This is a genomic window from Pseudomonas sp. BO3-4 (assembly GCF_034044115.1).
GTDB classification, from domain to species: domain Bacteria; phylum Pseudomonadota; class Gammaproteobacteria; order Pseudomonadales; family Pseudomonadaceae; genus Aquipseudomonas; species Aquipseudomonas alloputida.
Genome location: NZ_CP139018.1, coordinates 5,198,107 through 5,220,083, shown reverse-complemented (window position 1 = coordinate 5,220,083; position 21,977 = coordinate 5,198,107). Strand labels below are relative to the sequence as shown.

General features: G+C 62.4%; 19 protein-coding genes. 13 read left to right on the top strand and 6 right to left on the bottom strand.

Annotated features, from left to right (window positions below):
• Window positions 1-2 precede the first annotated feature (2 nt).
• The 4 genes from REH59_RS24005 (at window position 3) to lpxC (ending at window position 4,425) form a co-directional block, all read left to right on the top strand.
• A complete protein-coding gene (locus tag REH59_RS24005) occupies window positions 3-872 on the top strand; it encodes a cell division protein FtsQ/DivIB (protein ID WP_003251865.1) in 870 nt (289 codons plus the stop codon).
• Between the two features lie 14 nt (window positions 873-886).
• Window positions 887-2,149 (top strand): cell division protein FtsA, encoded by a 1,263-nt coding sequence (gene ftsA, locus REH59_RS24000; protein ID WP_003251867.1) that lies wholly within the window; start codon window positions 887-889, stop codon window positions 2,147-2,149.
• A 55-nt stretch (window positions 2,150-2,204) separates the two neighbouring features.
• Window positions 2,205-3,401, top strand: a complete 1,197-nt coding sequence (ftsZ, locus tag REH59_RS23995; protein WP_003251871.1) for a cell division protein FtsZ — start codon at window positions 2,205-2,207, stop codon at window positions 3,399-3,401.
• A 112-nt stretch (window positions 3,402-3,513) separates the two neighbouring features.
• Window positions 3,514-4,425: a UDP-3-O-acyl-N-acetylglucosamine deacetylase gene (gene lpxC, locus REH59_RS23990; protein WP_003251873.1), complete on the top strand. Its 912-nt coding sequence runs from the start codon at window positions 3,514-3,516 to the stop codon at window positions 4,423-4,425.
• A 47-nt stretch (window positions 4,426-4,472) separates the two neighbouring features.
• Here the strand turns inward: lpxC and REH59_RS23985 are convergent, their stop codons facing one another.
• Window positions 4,473-4,928 carry a DUF721 domain-containing protein gene (locus tag REH59_RS23985; RefSeq protein WP_003251875.1) on the bottom strand — a complete coding sequence of 152 codons (456 nt, stop codon included), beginning with the start codon at window positions 4,926-4,928 and terminating at the stop codon, window positions 4,473-4,475.
• A gap of 372 nt (window positions 4,929-5,300) precedes the next feature.
• Between REH59_RS23985 and secA the strand changes: the two genes are divergently transcribed.
• The 4 genes from secA (at window position 5,301) to REH59_RS23965 (ending at window position 11,165) form a co-directional block, all read left to right on the top strand.
• On the top strand, window positions 5,301-8,036 hold the full coding sequence (secA, locus tag REH59_RS23980; protein ID WP_003251877.1) for a preprotein translocase subunit SecA: 2,736 nt from the start codon (window positions 5,301-5,303) through the stop codon (window positions 8,034-8,036).
• A gap of 182 nt (window positions 8,037-8,218) precedes the next feature.
• Window positions 8,219-9,436, top strand: coding sequence for a bifunctional glutamate N-acetyltransferase/amino-acid acetyltransferase ArgJ (argJ, locus tag REH59_RS23975; protein ID WP_003251879.1), 1,218 nt, complete (start codon window positions 8,219-8,221; stop codon window positions 9,434-9,436).
• A 155-nt stretch (window positions 9,437-9,591) separates the two neighbouring features.
• Window positions 9,592-10,224, top strand: coding sequence for a glutathione S-transferase family protein (locus REH59_RS23970; RefSeq protein WP_003251882.1), 633 nt, complete (start codon window positions 9,592-9,594; stop codon window positions 10,222-10,224).
• Window positions 10,221-11,165, top strand: coding sequence for a Nudix family hydrolase (locus REH59_RS23965; RefSeq protein ID WP_003251883.1), 945 nt, complete (start codon window positions 10,221-10,223; stop codon window positions 11,163-11,165). The genes REH59_RS23970 and REH59_RS23965 overlap by 4 nt, the downstream gene beginning before the upstream one ends.
• A 139-nt stretch (window positions 11,166-11,304) precedes the next feature.
• On the opposite strand, the gene REH59_RS23960 is transcribed toward REH59_RS23965, so the two are convergent.
• Genes REH59_RS23960 through REH59_RS23950 form a run of 3 tightly spaced genes read right to left on the bottom strand, consistent with a single transcriptional unit; the run spans window position 11,305 to window position 14,858 of the window.
• Entirely contained in the window at window positions 11,305-11,871 is a 567-nt protein-coding gene (locus tag REH59_RS23960; RefSeq protein ID WP_004575125.1) for a cob(I)yrinic acid a,c-diamide adenosyltransferase, read from the bottom strand.
• Between the two features lies 1 nt (window position 11,872).
• Window positions 11,873-13,903, bottom strand: coding sequence for a sensor histidine kinase (locus REH59_RS23955; protein ID WP_012053647.1), 2,031 nt, complete (start codon window positions 13,901-13,903; stop codon window positions 11,873-11,875).
• A gap of 37 nt (window positions 13,904-13,940) precedes the next feature.
• Entirely contained in the window at window positions 13,941-14,858 is a 918-nt protein-coding gene (locus REH59_RS23950) for a putative 2-dehydropantoate 2-reductase (RefSeq protein WP_003251888.1), read from the bottom strand.
• Window positions 14,859-14,958: 100 nt separating this feature from the next.
• Here REH59_RS23950 and REH59_RS23945 point away from each other — a divergent pair, with 100 nt between their 5' ends.
• The 3 genes from REH59_RS23945 to REH59_RS23935 all read left to right on the top strand — a co-directional run bounded on the left by REH59_RS23945 (window position 14,959) and on the right by REH59_RS23935 (window position 17,855).
• Entirely contained in the window at window positions 14,959-15,444 is a 486-nt protein-coding gene (locus tag REH59_RS23945; protein WP_003251890.1) for a YajQ family cyclic di-GMP-binding protein, read from the top strand.
• A 116-nt stretch (window positions 15,445-15,560) separates the two neighbouring features.
• A complete protein-coding gene (locus tag REH59_RS23940; protein ID WP_003251892.1) occupies window positions 15,561-16,403 on the top strand; it encodes a mechanosensitive ion channel family protein in 843 nt (280 codons plus the stop codon).
• Window positions 16,404-16,613: 210 nt separating this feature from the next.
• Complete coding sequence (locus tag REH59_RS23935; protein ID WP_014861335.1) at window positions 16,614-17,855, top strand: MFS transporter; 1,242 nt, start codon at window positions 16,614-16,616, stop codon at window positions 17,853-17,855.
• A gap of 160 nt (window positions 17,856-18,015) precedes the next feature.
• On the opposite strand, the gene REH59_RS23930 is transcribed toward REH59_RS23935, so the two are convergent.
• Together REH59_RS23930 and REH59_RS23925 are read right to left on the bottom strand one after the other, a co-directional pair.
• Entirely contained in the window at window positions 18,016-19,563 is a 1,548-nt protein-coding gene (locus tag REH59_RS23930) for an AmpG family muropeptide MFS transporter (protein ID WP_012053644.1), read from the bottom strand.
• A 43-nt stretch (window positions 19,564-19,606) separates the two neighbouring features.
• Window positions 19,607-19,960, bottom strand: coding sequence for an MGMT family protein (locus REH59_RS23925; RefSeq protein WP_014861336.1), 354 nt, complete (start codon window positions 19,958-19,960; stop codon window positions 19,607-19,609).
• Window positions 19,961-20,124: 164 nt separating this feature from the next.
• On the opposite strand from REH59_RS23925, the gene REH59_RS23920 reads away from it, so the two are divergent.
• Entirely contained in the window at window positions 20,125-21,135 is a 1,011-nt protein-coding gene (locus REH59_RS23920; RefSeq protein ID WP_012053643.1) for a DUF481 domain-containing protein, read from the top strand.
• Window positions 21,136-21,217: 82 nt separating this feature from the next.
• Entirely contained in the window at window positions 21,218-21,949 is a 732-nt protein-coding gene (locus REH59_RS23915; RefSeq protein WP_014861337.1) for a HugZ family protein, read from the top strand.
• Window positions 21,950-21,977: the final 28 nt, after the last annotated feature.

Sequence of the window (21,977 nt, the reverse complement as noted above, 5' to 3'; positions counted from 1 at the left end):
CCATGCAAGGCGCGATGATACGTCAGCAGCAACCCGTTACCGGCCGTAGCAAGCCGGTGCCGCGTGGTGCCAGCCGGCTGGTGGCCGACGAGCCCGTATCGGCGCGCCTGCCCCGGCCAAGCCTGGGCGGCCTCAAGCGCTTGCTGTGGCCGGTGTTGCTGGTGGCGGCCGGCTTTGGTGCCTACGAGGGCGCCATTCGCCTGATGCCGTACGCCGACCGCCCGATCACCAAGATCGATGTGCAGGGCGACCTCAGCTACATCAGTCAGCAGTCGGTGCAGCAGCGTATCGCGCCCTACGTGGCGGCGAGCTTCTTCAGCGTCGACCTGCCGGCGATGCGGGCCGAGCTCGAGCAGATGCCGTGGATCGCCCACGCCGAAGTGCGCCGGGTGTGGCCCGACGAGGTGGTGATCCGCCTTGAAGAGCAGCTGCCGGTGGCACGCTGGGGGGACGCAGCCCTGCTCAACAACCAGGGTCAGGCTTTCACCCCGCGCGAGCTGGCCAACTATGAGCACCTGCCGCAGCTGGCCGGGCCGCAGCGTGCTCAGCAACAAGTCATGCAGCAGTATCAGGTATTGAGCCAGATGCTGCGCCCCTTGGGCTTTTCCATCGCTCGCCTGGAGCTGCGCGAGCGAGGCAGCTGGTTCCTGACCACCGGTGCGAGCAGTGCCGGGCCAGGCATCGAGTTGCTGCTGGGGCGCGATCATCTGGTGGAGAAGATGCGCCGTTTCATTGCCATTTACGACAAGACACTCAAAGACCAGATCACCACTATCGCCCGCATTGATCTGCGTTATTCCAACGGACTTGCCGTTGGTTGGCGGGAACCGATTGCACCGACGACGGCCCAACCCGCCGTTGCGAAGAATTAGAGAGAGGCAGGACCATGGCAAACGCGCATAGCGGCAAAATGATCGTCGGGCTGGACATTGGCACCTCCAAGGTGGTGGCGCTGGTGGGCGAAGTGGGCGAAGACGGCACCCTGGAAATCGTCGGGATCGGCACCCATCCGTCCCGTGGCCTGAAAAAAGGCGTGGTGGTGAACATCGAGTCCACCGTGCAGTCGATCCAGCGCGCCGTGGAAGAGGCGCAGCTGATGGCCGGCTGCCGTATCCACTCGGCGTTCGTCGGTGTGGCCGGTAATCACATCCGCAGCCTGAACTCCCACGGCATCGTTGCCATCCGTGACCGCGAGGTCAGCCTGGCCGACCTGGAGCGCGTACTCGACGCCGCCCAGGCCGTGGCGATTCCGGCCGACCAGCGCGTGCTGCACACCTTGCCGCAGGACTATGTGATCGACAACCAGGAAGGCGTGCGCGAGCCGCTGGGCATGTCTGGCGTGCGTCTGGAAGCCAAGGTTCACGTGGTCACTTGCGCCGTCAACGCCGCCCAGAACATCGAGAAGTGTGTGCGCCGCTGCGGCCTGGAAATCGACGACATCATCCTCGAACAGCTGGCTTCGGCCTACTCGGTGCTGACCGATGATGAAAAAGAACTGGGCGTGTGCCTGGTGGACATCGGTGGCGGCACCACCGACATCGCCATCTTCACCGAGGGCGCCATCCGCCACACGGCGGTCATCCCGATTGCCGGCGACCAGGTGACCAACGACATCGCCATGGCCCTGCGGACCCCGACCCAGTACGCCGAAGAAATCAAGATCCGCTACGCCTGTGCCTTGGCCAAACTGGCTGGCGCTGGCGAGACCATCAAGGTACCAAGCGTGGGCGATCGCCCACCGCGCGAGCTGTCGCGCCAGGCCCTGGCCGAGGTGGTGGAGCCACGTTACGACGAGCTCTTTACCCTGATCCAGGCCGAACTGCGCCGCAGCGGCTACGAAGACCTGGTGCCCGCCGGCATCGTCCTCACTGGCGGCACCGCGAAGATGGAAGGCGCCGTGGAACTGGCCGAGGAAATCTTCCACATGCCGGTACGCCTGGGCGTGCCGCACAGCGTTCGGGGGCTGAGCGACGTGGTGCGCAACCCGATCTATTCCACCGGTGTGGGCTTGCTCACCTACGGCCTGCTGAAGCAGTCCGAGGATTTGGCCCTGACCGGTAACAGCAACAGCAGCAGCAACAGCTATGGCGATGAACCGAAGGCCCCAGTGCTTGAACGCTTCAAGAAGTGGGTCCAGGGCAACTTCTAAGTTTCAAAGCAGTAGTGGTAGGCGCAACAACTAGAGAACTGTAAGGAGAGGGAAAATGTTCGAGCTCGTAGACAACGTCCCGCAAAGTCCGGTCATCAAAGTGATCGGCGTTGGTGGTGGTGGCGGCAACGCCGTCAATCACATGGTCAAGAGCAGCATCGAAGGCGTGGAATTCATCTGCGCCAACACCGATGCCCAGGCGCTGAAAAACATTGGCGCGCGCACCATCCTGCAATTGGGCACGGGTGTGACCAAGGGCCTGGGTGCCGGTGCCAATCCGGAAGTCGGCCGTCAGGCCGCGCTGGAAGACCGTGAGCGCATCGCTGAAGTGCTGCAGGGCACCAACATGGTGTTCATCACTACCGGCATGGGTGGCGGTACCGGTACCGGTGCAGCGCCAATCATTGCCGAAGTGGCCAAGGAAATGGGTATCCTCACCGTTGCAGTGGTGACCCGTCCGTTCCCGTTCGAAGGCCGCAAGCGCATGCAGATCGCCGATGAAGGCATCCGCATGCTGGCTGAAAGCGTCGACTCGTTGATCACCATCCCCAACGAGAAGCTGCTGACCATCCTGGGCAAGGATGCCAGCCTGCTGTCTGCCTTCGCCAAGGCTGACGATGTACTGGCCGGTGCCGTACGCGGTATCTCCGACATCATCAAGCGCCCAGGCATGATCAACGTCGACTTCGCCGACGTGCGCACCGTGATGGGTGAAATGGGCATGGCCATGATGGGTACTGGCTGCGCCAGCGGCCCGAACCGTGCACGTGAAGCCACCGAGGCAGCTATCCGTAACCCGCTGCTGGAAGACGTCAACCTGCAGGGCGCCCGCGGTATCCTGGTGAACATCACCGCAGGCCCGGACCTGTCGCTGGGTGAGTACTCCGACGTGGGTAGCATCATCGAAGCCTTCGCCTCCGACCACGCGATGGTCAAGGTCGGCACCGTGATTGACCCGGACATGCGTGACGAACTGCACGTGACCGTGGTGGCCACTGGTCTGGGCGCACGCATCGAGAAGCCTGTGAAGGTGGTCGACAATACCCTGCAGACTGCCCAGCAGGCGTACGAAGCGTCCAATCCTGCGCCGGTGCGCCAGGAGCAGCCAGCGGTCAACTACCGTGACCTGGAGCGCCCGACCGTCATGCGCAACCAGGCGCATGCAGGTGCTGCCGCAGCCGCTAAACTGAACCCTCAGGATGACCTGGACTACCTCGATATCCCGGCATTCCTGCGTCGTCAGGCTGATTAATGGAATTTATCAGGGGTATAAAGGTGATTGGTATTCATCAAAGGTTGGGTCTGTTATCATCCCCAGCCTTTGTTGATACCTGTTCGCAATTTGCGCTGAAGCGGCCAATGCCATGATTAAACAACGCACCCTGAAGAATACCATCCGTGCCACAGGTGTCGGTCTGCACTCCGGGGAGAAGGTTTACCTGACCCTCAAGCCTGCACCTGTTGACACCGGCATCGTCTTCCGCCGCGCCGACCTCGACCCTGTGGTCGAGATCCCTGCGCGTGCGGCCAACGTCGGCGAGACAACCATGTCGACGACGTTGGTCAACGGTGACGTCAAGGTCGATACGGTCGAGCACCTGCTTTCCGCCATGGCGGGCCTGGGCATCGATAACGCCTACGTCGAGCTCTCCGCCTCGGAAGTGCCGATCATGGATGGCAGCGCCGGTCCTTTTGTATTCCTGATTCAGTCTGCCGGCCTGGAAGAACAGGACGCAGCCAAGAAGTTCATCCGCATCCTGCGTGAGGTAACCGTGGAAGAGGGCGACAAGCGCGCCACGTTCCTGCCTTTCGAAGGTTTCAAGGTGAGCTTCGAGATCGATTTCGATCACCCGGTGCTTCGCAACCGGACCCAGAGCGCCAGCGTCGACTTTTCCAGCACGTCGTTCGTGAAGGAAGTCAGCCGCGCGCGTACTTTTGGCTTCATGCGTGACATCGAGTACCTGCGCAAGCACAACCTTGCGTTGGGTGGCAGTGTCGAGAACGCCATCGTGGTCGATGAGGACGGCGTGCTCAACGAAGACGGCCTTCGTTACGAAGACGAATTCGTCAAGCACAAGATCCTCGACGCCATCGGCGATCTGTACCTGCTGGGCAACAGCCTGATCGGCGAGTTCAAGGGCTTCAAGTCCGGCCACGCGCTGAACAACCAGCTGTTGCGCAAGCTGATTGCTGAAACCGATGCCTGGGAAGTGGTCACTTTCGAAGATGCCAGCACGGCACCGATCTCGTACATGCGCCCTGTTGCGGCCGTGTAAGTTCGAACACTCTCTAGTTCATTAAGGCCACCTTCGGGTGGCCTTTTTTATGGCTTGCCCTGGGCGTGGGCGGCCAACCGTTCCAGTGCGGCACGCAGTTTGGGGTCGGTAATGCCCTCGGCGGTGTCGCGCAGGCTCTCGGCCGCGCTGTTCGAAAGCTCGGCCGCATGCCCGCCACGCTTGGCCGGTACCAGCGGCGGCTGTACCTTGTACAGGATGCGCCTGAGGTTGCCGAATGCTTCCATGGCCTGCAGGGCCGCCAACAAGCGCTTCTGCTGGTAGCGCAGGCGGGTTGCCCAATGGCCGTCGGTAACCACCAGCAACAAAGTACCATCGCGCCAGGACGCCACATGGCAGTGCTCGCGGGCAGCCGGTTGCAACTGGCTTTCCAGCAGGCGCTGCAAGTGCTCCAGGCGCTCGGCCTGGTTCAGCAGCAGGCGCAGCGGGCGCACCTGGCGCAGCAGGGCGGAAGGTGGCTGGGCGGGGGAGGGTTTGTAGGCCATGGGGGTACGCGTGAGGTGACGTGGGCACAGTCTAACATCTCCGTTGCCTGTGCCGGCCTCTTCGCGGGTGAACCCGCTCCTGCCTGGGGTATCGGTATCTTGTAGGAGCGGGTTCACCCGCGAAGAGGCCGGCACAGGCAGCCAAAGACAAGACTGGTTCTCGATAGCTTTCATGTTGCCAAGCCTTGAACTCAGTGAAAATGCCCCTATCTAAAACAGGCCCCTGCCAAAACGCTGTATCAGCATCGTGGAAATCCACCACTTTCCTCACCATCGTTTCCGGGTAGAATGCTCGTTCGCATGCGGCCTATGGGCTGCACGGGCGACTCATGGGGCCGCCCTCCATCCCTACGTGTGGAAGATCCTGCCGATATGTTTGCGCCTTTGTTAAAAAAACTTTTTGGAAGCAAGAACGAGCGTGAAGTCAAACGCATGCTCAAGACGGTGAGTATCGTCAATGCCTTCGAAGAGAAGATGGTGGCCCTCTCCGACGAGCAACTGCGGGGCAAGACTGCAGAGTTCAAGGAACGCCTGGCCAAAGGCGAGACACTGGACCAATTGCTGCCCGAAGCCTTCGCCGTGGCCCGTGAGGCCGGCAAGCGTGTAATGGGCATGCGCCATTTCGATGTGCAGTTGATCGGCGGCATGACCCTGCACGAGGGTATGATCGCAGAAATGCGCACCGGTGAAGGCAAGACCTTGGTCGGTACCCTGGCCGTCTACCTCAACGCATTGTCCGGCAAGGGCGTGCATGTGGTCACCGTCAACGACTACCTGGCGCGCCGTGACGCCAACTGGATGCGCCCGCTGTACGAGTTCCTCGGTCTGTCGGTCGGTATCGTCTCGGCCTTCCAGCCGCCGGAAGAAAAGCGCGCCGCCTATGCAGCCGACATCACCTACGGCACCAACAACGAATTCGGGTTCGACTACCTGCGCGACAACATGGCGTTCAGCCAGGACGAGAAGTTCCAGCGTGAACTGAACTTCGCCGTGATCGACGAAGTCGACTCCATCCTCATCGACGAAGCGCGTACCCCGCTGATCATTTCCGGTCAGGCCGAGGACAGCTCCAAGCTGTACATCGAGATCAACCGCCTGATCCCGCGCCTCACCCAGCACATCGAAGAGGTCGAAGGCCAGGTCACCCAGGAAGGCCACTTCACCATCGACGAGAAGAGTCGCCAGGTGGAGCTGAATGAAGCCGGTCACCAGTTCATCGAAGAGATGCTGGCCCAGGCGGGCCTGCTGGCTGAGGGCGAGAGCCTGTACTCCGCGCACAACCTGGGCTTGCTGACACACGTCTACGCCGGTCTTCGTGCACACAAGCTGTTCCACCGCAACGTCGAGTACATCGTCCAGGACGGTCAGGTTCTGCTGATCGACGAACACACCGGCCGTACCATGCCGGGCCGTCGCCTGTCCGAGGGCCTGCACCAGGCCATCGAAGCCAAAGAGAACCTGAACATCCAGGCCGAGAGCCAGACCCTGGCTTCGACCACCTTCCAGAACTACTTCCGCCTGTACACCAAGCTGTCCGGCATGACCGGTACCGCCGACACCGAAGCATTCGAGTTCCAGTCGATCTACGGCCTGAACGTGATGGTCATTCCGCCGAACAAGCCACTGGCGCGTAAGGATTACAACGACCTGGTGTACCTGACCGCTGACGAGAAATACGCCGCGATCATCGCCGACATCAAGGAAAGCATGAAGCTGGGCCGGCCGGTGCTGGTAGGTACCGCGACCATTGAAACTTCCGAGCACATGTCCAACCTCCTGAAAAAGGAAGGGATCGACCACAAGGTGCTCAACGCCAAGTATCACGAGAAGGAAGCCGAGATCATCGCGCAAGCAGGCGCGCCAGGTGCACTGACCATCGCCACCAACATGGCTGGCCGTGGTACCGACATCCTGCTGGGCGGTAACTGGGAAGCCGAAGTGGCTGCCCTGGAAAACCCGACAGCCGAGCAGATTGCCCAGATCAAGGCCGACTGGCAGAAGCGTCACCAGCAAGTGATCGAGACGGGTGGCCTGCATGTAATCGCTTCCGAGCGTCACGAATCGCGCCGTATCGACAACCAGCTGCGTGGCCGCTCCGGTCGTCAGGGCGACCCGGGTTCCAGCCGCTTCTACCTGTCGCTGGAAGACAGCCTGATGCGCATCTTCGCCTCTGACCGGGTGAAGAACTTCATGAAGGCACTGGGCATGCAGTCGGGCGAGGCCATCGAGCACCGCATGGTCACCAACGCTATCGAGAAAGCCCAGCGCAAGGTCGAAGGCCGCAACTTCGACATTCGTAAGCAATTGCTCGAATATGACGACGTCGCCAACGAGCAGCGCAAGGTGATCTACCACATGCGCAACAGCCTGCTGGCCGCCGAGAACATTGGCGACACCATCGTCGAATTCCGCAAGGAAGTACTGGACGCTACCATCAGCCAGCACATTCCGCCGCAGTCGCTGCCAGAGCAGTGGGACGTAGCCGGCCTGGAGGCTTCGCTGGCCAGCGATTTCGCCATCAAGTTGCCGATTCAGCAATGGCTCGACGAGGATGATCACCTCTACGAAGAGACCTTGCGCGAGAAGCTGCTGAACGAGATCACCACTGCCTACACCGAGAAGGAAGACCAGGCCGGTCTCGACGCCCTGCGAACCTTCGAGAAGCAGATTCTGCTGCGCGTACTGGACGACCTGTGGAAAGACCACCTGTCGACCATGGACCACCTGCGTCACGGTATTCACCTGCGTGGTTATGCGCAGAAGAACCCGAAGCAGGAGTACAAGCGCGAGTCGTTCAGCCTGTTCCAGGAGCTGTTGGAGTCGATCAAGCGCGACACCATCCGCGTGCTGTCGCACGTACAGGTTCGCCGCGAAGACCCGGCCGAAGAAGAAGCCCGCCTGCGCCGCGAAGCCGAAGAGCTGGCGAGTCGCATGCAATTCCAGCACGCCGCTGCACCGGGCCTGGAAAGTGAGCAACTGAGCGAGGAGGGTGCCGAAGTAGCGGTAGCCTCGGCGCCAGTACGCAATGACCAGAAGCTGGGCCGCAACGAGCCGTGCTGGTGTGGTTCGGGCAAGAAGTTCAAGCATTGCCATGGTCAGATCGAGTGATCTGAACCTTACGTTGTACAAGCCTGGGGCCGCTTTGCGGCCCTTTCGCGACACAAGGCCGCTCCCACAGGTACCGCGCTCGTCCATGAACGGGCGCGATCCTTGTGGGGGCGGCCTTGTGTCGCGATGGGGCGCGAAGCGGCCCCTTTTTCGACATCATCGTTTTTTCTAGGAGCGCTCTAATGGCTGTTGGTCTTGGTCCTTTGCCCACCCTGCACCCGGTTCCGGGTTTTGAACTCGGTATCGCTTCTGCCGGTATCAAGCGCCCGGGGCGCAAGGATGTGGTGGTCATGCGCTGTGCCGAAGGCTCCAGCGTGGCTGGCGTGTTCACCCTCAACGCCTTCTGCGCAGCGCCGGTGATCCTGTCCAAGCAGCGTGTACAGGGCACCGTGCGCTACCTGCTGACCAACACGGGTAACGCCAATGCTGGCACCGGCGCGCCAGGCCTGGCCGCCGCCGAGCGCACCTGCGCCAAGCTGGCCGAACTGGCTGGCGTACCGGCAGAGTCGGTACTGCCGTTCTCCACCGGCGTGATTGGCGAGCCGCTGCCGGTCGAAAAGATCGAAGGCGCGCTGCAGGCCGCCCTCGACAACCTGTCGGAGAACAACTGGGCTGAGGCCGCTACCGGCATCATGACCACCGACACCCTGCCCAAAGGGGCCAGCCGCCAGTTCCAGCACGATGGCGTGACCGTTACCGTCACCGGTATCAGCAAGGGTGCAGGCATGATCCGCCCGAACATGGCGACCATGCTGGGCTACATCGCCACCGACGCCAAGGTGGCGCCAAGCGTCCTCAAGGACCTGATGCTGGACGGCGCCAACAAGTCGTTCAACCGCATCACGATCGATGGTGATACTTCGACCAACGATTGCTGCATGTTGATCGCTACCGGCAAGGCTGACCTGCCGGAAGTGACTGAAGCCAGCGGCGCGCTCTTCGAAGCGCTGAAAAAGGCCGTGTTCGAAGTGTGCATGGAAGTGGCCCAGGCCATCGTCCGTGACGGCGAAGGCGCGACCAAGTTCGTGACCGTGCAAGTCAACGGTGGTGGTAACCACCAGGAGTGTCTGGACGTCGGCTACGCCGTGGCCCACTCGCCGCTGATCAAGACCGCGCTGTTCGCTTCCGACCCGAACTGGGGCCGTATCCTCGCTGCCGTAGGCCGTGCCGGTGTACCGGAGCTGGATGTGAGCCTGATCGATGTTTACCTGGACAGCGTTTGCATTGCGAGCAAAGGCGGCCGCAGCCCGAGCTATACCGAAGCGCAGGGTTCGGCAGTGATGGCCCAGGAAGAGATCACCATCCGAATCGAACTGGGCCGTGGCCAGTGCAGCGAAACCATCTGGACGACCGACCTGTCCCACGAGTACGTGAAGATCAACGCCGAGTACCGTACCTGATCTACTGATCCGAAGGCCTCTTCGCGGGCACGCCCGCTCCCACAGGTGTTGCAATGCCTGCAGGAGCGGTGCGGTCCCTGTGGGAGCGGGCTTGCCCGCGAAAGGCCGCGCAGCGGCCTGCGGGTTTTGCAAGACAAACCTGATGGAGCCGAACCATGAGCTATCACCTGATCATCGGCGACAAGCTGTACTCCTCCTGGTCGCTGCGTGGCGCCCTGGCCCTCGAGCTGGCTGGCGTGCCCTACGAAGAAACCCTGATCAAGCTGAACCAGCCTGATACCCGCCAGCGCATCCTCGCTTTCTCCTCCACCGGCAAGGTGCCGCTGCTCAAGAGCGAGCACGGTGTGATCGCTGACTCGCTGGCCATTGCCGAATACCTCAACGAACGCCACCCCGAAGCCCAGCTGTGGCCTGCCGATGTGGCGGCGCGTGCCCAGGCCCGTTCGGCCTGTGCGCAGATGCATAGCGGCTTCTTTGCCCTGCGCGGCGCCATGCCGTTCGACTTGTCGCGCGACCAGGCGCTGGACAGCGTGCCGCTGGACGTGCAAATCGACATCGACCGTATCGTTGCGCTGTGGTCCGAATGCCGTCTGGTGGCCAAGGACAGCGGCCCGTTCCTGTTCGGCAAGGCAAGCCTGGCCGATGCCTTCTTTGCCCCGGTGGCCGTGCGCCTGCGCACCTACCGCGTAGAAGTCCCCGCCGAGGCGGCAGCCTACATCGAGACCATTTATCAATGGCCAGCCTTCCAGGCATGGCAACAGGCAGGCCTGGAGGAGCGTGAAGCGTGAAACGGATTCATGTAGTAGCTGCCGTGATTCGCGGCGCTGATGGCCGTATTCTGATCGCACGTCGTGCCGATACCCAGCACCAGGGCGGCTTGTGGGAGTTCCCCGGTGGCAAGGTGGAAGAAGGCGAAAGCGTCGAAGCGGCGCTTGCCCGCGAGTTGCGCGAGGAGCTGGGCATCGAGGTAAGCCATTCGCGTGCGCTGATCAAGGTCAGCCATGACTACCCGGACAAGCAGGTGCTGCTGGACGTGCGCGAGGTCGAAGCGTTCACTGGCGAACCCCATGGTGCCGAAGGCCAGCCGCTGGAGTGGGTTGCCCCGCGCGATTTGCCGCAGTACGAATTCCCCGAGGCCAACAAGCCGATCGTCGCCGCTGCGCGCCTGCCGGACCAGTACCTGATCACCCCGGACGGCCTGGAAGTGCCGCAAATGCTCAAGGGCATCCAGAAGGCGGTGGCCAATGGTATTCGCCTGATCCAGTTGCGTGCCCCGGACATGTACGACCCCAAGTACCGCGACGTGGCGGTGGATGCGGTCGGGCTGTGTGCGGGCAAGGCGCAGCTGATGCTTAAAGGGCCACTGGAGTGGCTGGGTGATTTCCCGGCGGCCGGTTGGCACCTGACGGCCGCGCAGCTGCGCAAGTACGCCGCCAGGGGCCGGCCGTTCCCCAAGGAGCGCTGGTTGGCGGCATCCTGCCACAGTGCCGAAGAGCTGGCGCTGGCTGAGCAGATGGGCGTGGACTTTGTCACCCTGTCGCCAGTGCAGGCGACCCAGACTCACCCAGAGGCGGTGCCGTTGGGATGGGATGAGGCGCAGCGGTTGATTGCCGGGTTCAACAAGCCGGTTTACCTGCTGGGTGGGGTAGGGCCGGGTGAGCGCGAGCAGGCCTGGGAAGCCGGGGCACAGGGTGTAGCCGGGATCCGGGCGTTCTGGCCCGAGGTTTGAGTCCCTTGTAACAGGGGCCGCTGCGGGGCCCATTCGCGGGCTTGCCCGCTCCCACAGGAAACTCACACGCTTCAAGCCTGCTCGAAACCTGTGGGAGCGGGCAAGCCCGCGAATGGGCTGCAAAGCAGCCCCAGAAGTATCAGCCTTTGGGTTTCTCGGCGGGCTGCCACAAAACCTCAGCCACCCCCTGGCGCCGCCCGATGATCCGCGCCGCCACGAACAATAGATCGGAAAGCCGGTTGATATACGCCAAACCAACGCCTTCCAGCGGCTCCATGGCATTCAACTGCTGGCACCGGCGCTCTGCACTGCGCGCGAGGCTGCGGCACACATGCGCCTGCGCCACCAGCGCCGAACCACTGGGCAGAATGAAGTTTTTCAGCGGCCCCAGCTCTTCGTTCCACACATCGATGGCCGCCTCCAGGCGTTCCACTTCCGCCAGGGTCAATGCCTGGTAACTGGGCATCGCCAGCTCGCCACCCAGGTCGAACAAGCGGTGCTGACACGGCGCCAGCACTGTGGTCACTTCATTCAGCCCGTGCTCGGCGAGCCCCGCCAGCAGCAACCCCAACTGGCTGTTCAGGCTGTCCACCTCGCCAATCGCTTCGATCCGCGGGTGGTCCTTGGGCACCCGACGGCCGTCGCCCAGGCCGGTTTCGCCTTTGTCGCCGGTGCGGGTATAGATCTTCGAAAGGCGGTAGCCCATGTCATTGCTCCGTTCTGGCCGGCACCGCCGCTGCCGGCTGGGTGAGGGGCAGGCGTAGGGTAAAGCAGGTGCCTTGGCCTGGCGTGGATTGCACTTCCATCTGCCCCTTGTGGTTGTTGGTGATGATGAAGTACGAGACCGACAGGCCCAGCCCGGTACCCTGGCCGATTTCCTTGGTGGTGAAAAACGGCTCGAAGGTGCGCTTGCGCACTGCCTCGGGCATGCCGACGCCGTTGTCCTCGACCTGGATTTCTGCCCATGGCGGGTTTAGCCGGGTGCGCAGTGTGATGCGTCCGGGCTCGCTGGGTTGCGGGCGTTGGTGGATGGCCTGGGCTGCATTCTTCAGCAAGTTGAGCAGTACTTGTTCCAGCTCGTTGGCGGTGCATGGGACCGGCCCCAGGTCGGGGTCGAACTGGCGCACGATGGCTTGCCCCTTGAAGTCGAAGCCAATGGCCAGATCGAAGTCATTGCCGGCAATTTCAAGCGCCTGATCGATCAGTGCCGGCAGCTCGCATGGCACCAGCTGGCGGTTGCTGCGGCGGCTGAAGCTGAGCATGTGGGTGACGATCTTCGCCGCCCGGGCACCGGCCTGCTGAATGCCGTCGAGCAGTTGCGGCACCTCGCGGCTGTCCAGGTAGCGGTTGATCGTGGCCAGATCGATGCCCAGCTCTTCGGCCTGTTCCTGGTTGCGCGGCAGGTCGGACGACAGGCGCCGGCGAATGTTCTGCACGTTGTGCAGGATAGCGCCCAGCGGGTTGTTGATTTCGTGCGCCATGCCGGCAGCCAGCCCCCCGACCGAGAGCATCTTTTCTGACTGCACCATCATCTCTTCCAATGACAGACGCTGGGTGATGTCGTCGATACGAATGACCACGCCGCGCCCGCCGCCGCCCGTCAGTGGGTAGAAGGTCAGGGCGTAGTGGCGCAGGTCGTCGCCCTTGGGCCAGGTTACCCGCTCGATCTTCGCCACTCGATGTTTTTCCACGGTTTCCTTCAGTTGCGGGAGGAACGGCTTCAGCGGCTCGAACGCAATGAACACCGGCTGGTTGAGCGCCTCGTCCAGTGGCGTGCCGGAAAGCACCGTGGCTTCGTGGTTCCATTGGGTCACGTAGAGCTGTTCGTCGAGGGCGATCAGTGCCGAGGGCATCGAGTCGATGATGCTGTTGAGGTAGTTCTGAAAACCGGTGAGCTTTTTCTCGATCTTGCTGCGTACCTGTACTTCCAGTTCCAGCTTGCGGTTGGTGTGGCGGGTTTCTTCGGCAAGGCCCTGAGCCTGGTCGTAGGCACTCTGGAACTCGTCGCGGGCGCTCTTGAGCTGCTGCTCGCGGGCCTCGATGCGCGACAGCATGGTGTTGAAGGCCTCGGCCAGGCTGCCGATTTCATCGTCATTGCCGCGCTGGGCACGCAAGGCGTAGCTCTCTTCGCGGGTAACCTGGCGGCTGAGCTCCTCAAGCTGGTTGATCGGCTGGGTGATCAGGCGTTTGATCTGCCGGGCGATGACGATCCATAGCAGGACACTGAACACCAGGATGCCCAGGCTGGCGCTGAGTGTGCCGGTGTAGAAGGCCGTGGGCAGTTCGCTGCTGGCTACCAGCAGCAAATGTGCCGGTGGGTTGGCATCGCGGGGGATGCGGATCAACTGAGTGCTGCGAAACTCCATCAGGCGCCAGCCGTCGATGTTGCGAAAACGCTTGGGCAGGGCCAGCGGCTCGCCATGTTGCAACTGCGCCAGCATTCGGCCATCGCCACCGTAGATGGCGGCGGCGCGAAGCGGTGTGTAACTGTCCAGTTCCTTGAGCAGGGCACGGGCCGTGTCCGGGGTGTCGCCGGCGCGGGCTGCAAGCTGTGGATTGGCCACCAGCCGGCCGATGGTGTGCATAGCCTGCGGCGCCATGCTTTCCTGGGTGATCCAGTAGGCGGCGCTGATGAAGGTGAGGTTGGCCATCAGCAAGATGGTCACCAGCAGTACCAGCAGGGCCGCCAGCAGCTTCTGCCCGACCGGGAGGTTTTCCAGGCGTTGGCGCAAGGTCATGGGCAAGGCAATGTCCGTATCCGGTGGAAGGGCCGCGTCAGTCGCAAGGCAAGCCACGCACGCGCAGGTTTTCGACCAAGCGCTGCAGCAGGTGTTCCAGCTGCGGCAGTTGCAGGCCATGACGGCCCGCAGCGCGGCAAGCATGGCCGAGCAGGTAGTGCAACTCGGTGCGCCGTCCTGCATGCACGTCCTGGTACATGGAAGAGTAGTTGGCTGCGGTGGCGAGGATTACCCGCTGAACTTCTTCGTCCAGCCCCTCGGCTGCTTGCGGCTGGCCGCAACGGCGCAGCAGTCGGGCCAGTTCGACGCACAGGGCCTGCACTTCACCCAGGTGCCCCAGCAGCCCGCCATTCTGGCAATCGTGAAGCACGGTCAGCGGGTTGATGGCGCAATTGAGCGCCAGCTTGCGCCACAGGCGGGTCAGTATGTCTACTGTCCACTCAGCGGGGATACCGGCCTCGTGCAGGTCATCGAACCAGGCGGGGAGCAGGGGGCTTCGTGGGTCGCCTAGCCAGTTGAAGCCATGGCCGGCAAAACGCACTTGCCAGTCCCCCTCGCGGAAGGCGCCTTCGGTGCTGGAGGCGAAGATGCAGCGAGCGTGCGGCACCAGGTCGGCGACTTCATCCTGGCTGCCCAGGCCATTCTGCAACAGCAGCACTTCGGCGCTCTCGGCCAGCCGAGGTGCTAGACCGGCAATCGCCGGGGCAGCGTCATAGGCCTTGCAGGCCACCAGCAGCCGGTGGATCGGGCCTTGCGCTTGCGCCGTTTCGGCCGGTATGGCGTAGCGCCGGGTTTGGTCCTGCTCGACCAGGGTCAGGCCACCGGCCTGCTGATAGGCCTGCAGCCGTTGCCCGTCACGCAGGATCAGGCGCACAGCCTTGCCGGCGCGTGCCAGCCGGCAGGCCCACAGACTGCCAAGGCTACCGGCGCCGAGAATATGCCAGGTGCTGCTCATATGCGTTTCGCAACCCGTTATAATGAGCCCGCATTTTAACCTTCAAACCCAGCGCGCTCCATCTTCAGCCTGAGCGCGCTTTTATTTTGGGAGAACAACCATGCCTTCGTTCGACGTGGTATCGGAACTGGACAAGCACGAAGTGCAGAACGCGGTCGACAACGCCATCAAGGAACTGGACCGCCGCTACGACCTCAAGGGCAAAGGCACCTTCGAGTTCAAGGACAAAGAGCAGACCGTGATGCTCACTGCTGAGGAAGAGTTCCAGCTCGAGGCGATGCTGGAGATCCTGCGCCTTGCACTGGTCAAGCGCAAGATCGACGTGAAGTGCCTGGAAACCAAGGACCCCTACGCCTCCGGCAAGGAAAAGAAACAGGAAGCCAAGTTCCGCGAAGGCATCGACAAGGACCTGGCAAAAAAGATCGTTGCCACCATCAAGGATGGCAAGCTGAAAGTACAGGCCGCCATCCAGGGTGAGCAGGTACGGGTAACCGGCAAGAAACGTGACGATCTGCAGGAAGCCATTGCCCTGCTGCGCACCAAGGAATTCGACATGCCGCTGCAGTTCAACAACTTCCGCGACTGATGTGGGGGTGGCCCGGAACCCCGATGGCCAAATGATGTCCATGGGGGCCGGGGTTGCGTAATAACACGCGCGGCCTGTTCTACCGTGTACTTGCCGCTCGGCATCAGGAGATGAATATGGATTTGAACGCTGAGGTCGACCAGCTCGTCCGCCAATCCCAGACGTGGATCCCTTTGATCATGGAATACGGCAGCCGTGTGCTGCTGGCACTGCTGACCTTGGCGGTTGGCTGGTGGATCATCAACAAGGTCAGCGCCCGCCTCGGCAAGCTGGTTGGCCTGCGCAACGCCGACCTGGCGCTGCAGGGCTTCATCAGCACCCTGGCGAACATCGTGCTGAAGGTGCTGCTGTTGGTCAGCGTAGCCTCGATGATCGGCATCGAGACCACCTCGTTCGTCGCCGCCATCGGTGCCGCAGGCCTGGCCATCGGCCTTGCCTTGCAGGGCAGCCTGGCGAACTTCGCCGGTGGTGTGCTGATTCTGATGTTCCGCCCGTTCCGTATCGGTGACTGGATCGAGGCGCAGGGCGTTGCCGGCACCGTCGACAGTATCCAGATCTTCCACACCGTGCTGCGCACCGGTGACAACAAGACGGTCATCATGCCCAATGGCAGCCTGTCCAACGGCATCATTACCAACACCAACCGCCAGCCGACGCGCAAGGTGGTGTTCGATGTGGGCGTTGACTACGAGGCCGACCTGCAGAAGGCCCGCAATGTGTTGCTGGAGCTGGCAAAGGACCCGCGTGTTCTGCAAGACCCGGCACCGCAGGCGGTCGTGTCGACGCTGGGCGACAGCTCGATCACCGTATCGCTGCGCTTGTGGACCAAGACCTCCGATTACTGGGACGTGATGTTCATGCTCAACGAGTATGCGCGTGACCGGTTGAAGGCCGAAGGGATCGATATTCCGTTTCCGCAGCGGGTTATTCGCGTGGTGCAGGAGACTGCAACGCAGTAATTCCGCGTTGAAGCCGGGGCCGCTTTGCGCCCCTTCGCGGGCAAGCCCGCTCCTACACAGGACACGCATGTCCTCGTAGGGGCGGGCTTGCCCGCGAAGGGGCGCAAAGCGGCCCCAGCTTTTTCCTACCCTGATTACACTTGCTCACAGCAATTTCCAACAATTTCTGGCATATAGCGTGATCCCGCCTGCCACACCCGATACGCCATCATGAAACCACTGCTGTATGTCACCCCTCTGCGTGCCTTGCTGTTCGGCCTGACCTTGGCCCTGTTCGAACTGCTGACCTACCTGGCCAGCGACGCGGTCATGCCGGCCATGCCGGTCGTGGTCAGTGACCTCGATGCCAGCCCCGAATACATACCCCATGCCCTCAACCTGTACCTGCTGGGCGGCGTAGTACTGCAATGGCTGATCGGCCCGTTGGCCGACCGTTATGGACGGCGCCCGCTGCTGCTGGTCGGTTGCGCATTCTTTGGCCTGGCCTGCCTGGCCACCTTCTGGGTCCAGGACATCGGCCTGTTCAACCTGTTGCGCCTGTTGCAGGGCATTGGCCTGGGCTTTGTGGTCACGGTCAGCTACCCGGCCCTGAACGAGGCTTTCTGCGAAGCTGATGCGGTACGCATGATGGCCCTGCTGGCCAACATCGCCTTGCTGTCGCCCCTGCTCGGGCCGCTGGTGGGCACCTTGCTGCTGCAATGGCTGGATTGGCGCTGGCTGTTCGTGGCGTTCGCCATCGGCGCGGTGCTGGCCTGGCTGCTGTTGTACCGGCTGATGCCGGAAACCCTGGGCGTGGAGCGCCGTGACGGCTCGCGGCTGGCGTTCACGCCGATTCACCTGCTGCCACTGTTGGCAGGTTATGGCCAACTGCTGGGCAACCGCCGCTTCGTTGCAGGCAGCGCCGCCCTTGGGTTGGTCGGATTGCCGCTGATTGGCTGGATTGGCCTGTCGCCGGTGCTGCTGATTCACGATGAGGGATTGAGTACCCTGGAGTATGCCTTGTGGCAGTTGCCGGTCTTTGGCGGGCTGATCCTCGGTAACCTGATCATCAACCGCATTGCCGATCGCTACCCGCTGCCAGCCCTGGTGCGTGGTGCGCTCTGGCCATACCTGGCGGGCCTGTGCCTGATGGTGCTGGCGACCTGGTACTGGCCGAGTGTGACCAGTGTGGTGGCTGGCATGTCGCTGTATGCGCTGGGGTTGGGCGTGGCCAATGCGGTGCTGTACCGCATGACGCTGTTCTCCAGTGAGCAGAGCAAGGGGCTGGTTTCGGCCATGCTGGGGATGATCACCATTGCCTTGCTGGGGCTTGGCGGTGCGCTGCTGGCGATGATTGGCGCCGGTGCCAGCTTGCTGCATTTTGCCCTGGCGGCGGGGGTGGCGGGGGCGTTGGCGCTGTGGCCGCTGTGGTTTGTGGTGGGGGGGCGGCCTGGGGAAGGGGCTGTTGCTTGATAAGCGGTATTGCCTGTGCCGGCCTCTTCGCGGGTAAACCCGCTCCTACAAGGCAGCGCGGCCCGGCCTCTTCGCGGGTAAACCCGCTCCTACCAGGCAACGCGGCCCGGTGTAGGAGCGGGTTTACCCGCGAAGAGGCCAGTACAGGCAATACAAAGTTTCAGGGCCGCTCAGCCACCGAGTGGTCGTCCGCCACCGGCGTTCCCCGCCCGGCTTCCTGATGCCACTGCAGGGCGATCAGGATCAGCGTAGGCACCCCCAGCAGCGCCGTGATCAGGAAGAAGTCGTGGTAGCCGAACTTCTCCACAATAACGCCCGAATACCCGCCGATCAGCCGCGGCAACAGCAACATGATCGAACTGAGCAGCGCGTACTGGGTCGCCGAGAACTTCAGGTTGGTCAGGCTGGACAGGTAGGCGACAAAGGCCGAGGTAGCCATGCCGGAGCTGAAGTTGTCCAGCGAGATGGTCACCACCAGCATTTCCAGGTTCGGCCCCATGTCAGCCAACATCAGGAACAGGATGTTGGTGCCGGCAGAGGCTACGCCGCCAATGAACAGGATGGGCATGATGCCGAAGCGTACGATCAGCAGGCCGCCAACCCCGGCGCCGACCAGGGTCATGATCAGGCCGAAGATCTTGCTGACGCTGGCAATCTGGTCCTTGGTGAAGCCCATGTCGATATAGAACACGTTGGCCATCACCCCCATCACCGTGTCCGACATGCGATAGGTGGCGATCAGGCCGAGCAGCAGCAGAGCCTGCCAGCGGTAGCGGGTGATGAAGTCGTTGATCGGGGTCAGCACGGGGGCCAGGCCGCGACGGCCGAGGCTCGACAGGCAGGCCCAGGTCAGCAGCACGTAGAGGATCAGGCGCAGGAAGGCGCGGTCTTCCAGCAGCAGGTCGAGCGGCGTGGCATCACCGGAGACCACGCTGGACCAGCCGGTATTGAACATCTGGGTGAAGCTGGCCGGTACCGAGACCAGCAGGATGATCAGCACGAACACCGAGGCCATCTGGTGCACCAGCCCGTAGCGCGCTGCCGACAGCTGGGTGCGCATGGGCACTGGTGGTTCGCGCATGACCAACGTGGTGAACAGGGCGGGCAGCATCATCACCCCGAACATCACGTACGTGCCGGCCCAGGCCTTGTGCAGGTAGCTGAAGCCGGTAGAGCCGAACCACTCGGCGAAGAACAGGGCACCGGCCGTGGCGAGCAAGGCAGCCACCCGGTAGCCGGCCATGTAACTGGCAGCGAGCGCGGCCTGGCGCTGGTCGTCAGCGATTTCCAGGCGGTAGGCGTCGACTGCAATGTCCTGGGTAGCCGAGGCGAAAGCAACCAGTACGGCCATGGCAATCAGCCAGGAGAGATGCTGTTGCGGGTCGCACAGGCTCATGCCGACCAGCCCGATCACCACCAGCGCTTGCGACAACAGCAGCCACGAGCGCCGGCGCCCGAGGCCGCCAAGCAGCGGCAAGCGCCATTGGTCGAGCAGCGGTGACCAGACCCACTTGAAGGCGTAGGCCAAGCCAATCAGGCTTGCATAACCGATGGTTTCACGGGCAACGCCGGCTTCGCGCAACCATACCGACAAGGTCGAAAACACCAGCATGTAGGGTAGGCCGGCGGCGAAACCGAGTAGCAAAAGTACCAATGTTGACGGGCTGGCATAGGCAGCAAGCGCAGCGCGCCAGGTTTTACGGGGCATGGGCCAACATCTGCCTCAAGTTTTCGAAAACAAAGCGCGCACTCTAACCGCTGTGCTCCATTGGGCGCCAGCCATGGCGCGTCATATCCACACGATTGTTGCTTACATTCACACCTTCTGCGCGTAACCGCGCCCGTTGTTCATCGCCCGACGGGGTGCCCAGCGCCAGGCTCAGCCGGCCACCCGCAGCGAGCACCCGGTGCCAAGGCAGGCGTGAGTCTGCAGGCAACTGCCCCAGGGTGCGCCCAACCCAGCGCGCCGCACGGCCAAGCCCAGCCAGTTCGGCCAGTTGGCCATAGCTCACGACCTTGCCGGGTGGCACTTGGCCCAGTACTGAATACAGCGCCGTTCGTCGGCCCTCGGCCAAATCGAGGGCGTGCTCATATCCATCAGACATCTCGCCCGCCTTGGGCTGCAGATGAAACCGGACCGGTGGTCTGGTAAATGAGAGTTGAACTCAACGGCATACTCCCGGTCTGTCCTTGCTCTGGTCTTGGGTATCTGGATAATGCCCGGCTTTTTCGTCAAATCGAACCCATAGTCCGCAAACAAAGCCCGTTTATGAATTCTAGATCCTTGTTGTGCCTTCTTGCTGTTTCCCTGTGTGCCTCTCCGGTGTTCGCCGACACTGTGTGGATGAAGAACGGTGACCGGCTAAGTGGCAAGATCAAGGTATTCGATGGCGGCAAGCTGCTGCTGGAAACCCCTTATGGTGGGTCCATCGCCCTGGACTGGAAACAGGTCCAGACGCTGGAAAGCGACCAGGAGATGCTGGTCAAGCAGGACGCCTACAGCGGAGAGAAAGCCAAGTCGCTCAAGGCGGCAGAGCCAGGCAAGGTGACCTTGGCCAATGGCGAGGCACCGAAGACGGTGGAGCTGGCCAGTATCGAGCAGATCATGAAGCCCAAGCCGCTGGTCGAGGATTTCGTGTGGAAAGGCAATGTCGACGTAGCGCTGGACTACAAGCGCGCCGAGAACGACACCGACGATTACGACGTGGGCTTCAAGACCACCGCCCGTCATGGCCGTTGGCGGCACAACGCCGAGGGTGAGTACAACCGCGAGACCAAGGACGACGTCACCACCACCGACAACTGGAGCGCCGAGTACGCGCTGGACCGCTTCATTACCGAGAAGTGGTTCTGGCAGGGGCGTGCGGAATACAAACGTGATCGCATCGAAGACCTGGCCCGCCAGCGCACCGTGGGTACCGGCCCGGGTTACCAGTTCTGGGACGATGAGCTGGGCGCGTTCTCGCTGGGCTCACTGATCAACCGTACTGACTTCGAGTATCAGGATGGTGGCAAGGATAATTTCTATTCTGCGGCCGTGAAGTGGGATTACACCCGATACCTGATCGGCAAGAACGTGCAGCTGTTCACCAACGGCGAGTTCGCCAAGCCGCTGGGTGGCGTGGCCGACTACTCGCTGGATGCCGAGGTTGGCCTGCGCTACAAGGTCACCGAGTGGGCCTCGCTGAACCTCAAGGCGGAGAAGGACATCATCACCGGCACGCGTGAAAGTGACCTGGACAAGACACGCTATACCGCGGGCTTCGGCGTTACCTGGTAAGGCGTCTGGATGCAGGTCAGTGGCACAGGCAGCTGATAATGCTTATCTTGTCCCCAACCCGTCCGCCAGGAGCCGCCCTCAAGTGAGTACCAACGCCATCCGCCCCGCCCGGGAACTGCTGCTCAAGGAATACCGCGGCGTGCTTTCGACACATTCCAGGTCGATGCCTGGCTACCCCTTCGGTTCGGTCGTGCCGTACTGCCTGGACGCCCAGGGCAACCCGCTGATCCTGATCAGCCGCATTGCCCAGCACACCCATAACCTGCAGAAGGACCCCAAGTGTTCGCTGTTGGTGGGTGAGCGCGAGGCTGAGGATGTGCAGGCGGTAGGGCGCCTGACGGTGATGGCCGAAGCGCACAAGCTGGTCGACGAGGCCGTCATCGAGGCCGCCGCCGAACGCTATTACCGCTATTTCCCGGATGCGGCCAACTACCACAAGGCCCACGACTTCGATTTCTGGGTGCTGCAACCGGTGCGCCACCGCTACATCGGCGGCTTCGGTGCGATCCACTGGCTTGACCATGTGACCTTGGCCAACCCGTTCGCGGGCAAGGCCGAGGGGAGCATGATCGAACACATGAACAGCGATCACGCCAGTGCCATTGCCCACTACGTCGAATTGACCGGGTTGCCACGGCACGTACCGGCGCAGATGGTTGGGGTAGACAGTGAAGGCATGCACCTGCGCATCGGCCAGGCCGTGTACTGGTTGCCTTTCCCCACTACTTGCAACACGCCGACACAAGTCCGCGAGGCCTTGGTTTTGCTGGCTCGCGCCGACAATTGGCCGCTTGTGATGCAAGCCGAGGGTTGAAATCTGGAGCGCAGGCATCCATTTGAGG

Bases quoted from the DNA above. Each gene is read 5' to 3' on its own strand.
- REH59_RS24005 (WP_003251865.1), top strand. From the start codon at position 3: ATGCAAGGCGCGATGATACGTCAGCAGCAACCCGTTACCGGCCGTAGC.
- ftsA (WP_003251867.1), top strand. From the start codon at position 887: ATGGCAAACGCGCATAGCGGCAAAATGATCGTCGGGCTGGACATTGGC.
- ftsZ (WP_003251871.1), top strand. From the start codon at position 2,205: ATGTTCGAGCTCGTAGACAACGTCCCGCAAAGTCCGGTCATCAAAGTG.
- lpxC (WP_003251873.1), top strand. From the start codon at position 3,514: ATGATTAAACAACGCACCCTGAAGAATACCATCCGTGCCACAGGTGTC.
- REH59_RS23985 (WP_003251875.1), bottom strand. From the start codon at position 4,928: ATGGCCTACAAACCCTCCCCCGCCCAGCCACCTTCCGCCCTGCTGCGC.
- secA (WP_003251877.1), top strand. From the start codon at position 5,301: ATGTTTGCGCCTTTGTTAAAAAAACTTTTTGGAAGCAAGAACGAGCGT.
- argJ (WP_003251879.1), top strand. From the start codon at position 8,219: ATGGCTGTTGGTCTTGGTCCTTTGCCCACCCTGCACCCGGTTCCGGGT.
- REH59_RS23970 (WP_003251882.1), top strand. From the start codon at position 9,592: ATGAGCTATCACCTGATCATCGGCGACAAGCTGTACTCCTCCTGGTCG.
- REH59_RS23960 (WP_004575125.1), bottom strand. From the start codon at position 11,871: ATGGGCTACCGCCTTTCGAAGATCTATACCCGCACCGGCGACAAAGGC.
- REH59_RS23955 (WP_012053647.1), bottom strand. From the start codon at position 13,903: ATGACCTTGCGCCAACGCCTGGAAAACCTCCCGGTCGGGCAGAAGCTG.
- REH59_RS23950 (WP_003251888.1), bottom strand. From the start codon at position 14,858: ATGAGCAGCACCTGGCATATTCTCGGCGCCGGTAGCCTTGGCAGTCTG.
- REH59_RS23945 (WP_003251890.1), top strand. From the start codon at position 14,959: ATGCCTTCGTTCGACGTGGTATCGGAACTGGACAAGCACGAAGTGCAG.
- REH59_RS23940 (WP_003251892.1), top strand. From the start codon at position 15,561: ATGGATTTGAACGCTGAGGTCGACCAGCTCGTCCGCCAATCCCAGACG.
- REH59_RS23935 (WP_014861335.1), top strand. From the start codon at position 16,614: ATGAAACCACTGCTGTATGTCACCCCTCTGCGTGCCTTGCTGTTCGGC.
- REH59_RS23930 (WP_012053644.1), bottom strand. From the start codon at position 19,563: ATGCCCCGTAAAACCTGGCGCGCTGCGCTTGCTGCCTATGCCAGCCCG.
- REH59_RS23925 (WP_014861336.1), bottom strand. From the start codon at position 19,960: ATGTCTGATGGATATGAGCACGCCCTCGATTTGGCCGAGGGCCGACGA.
- REH59_RS23920 (WP_012053643.1), top strand. From the start codon at position 20,125: ATGAATTCTAGATCCTTGTTGTGCCTTCTTGCTGTTTCCCTGTGTGCC.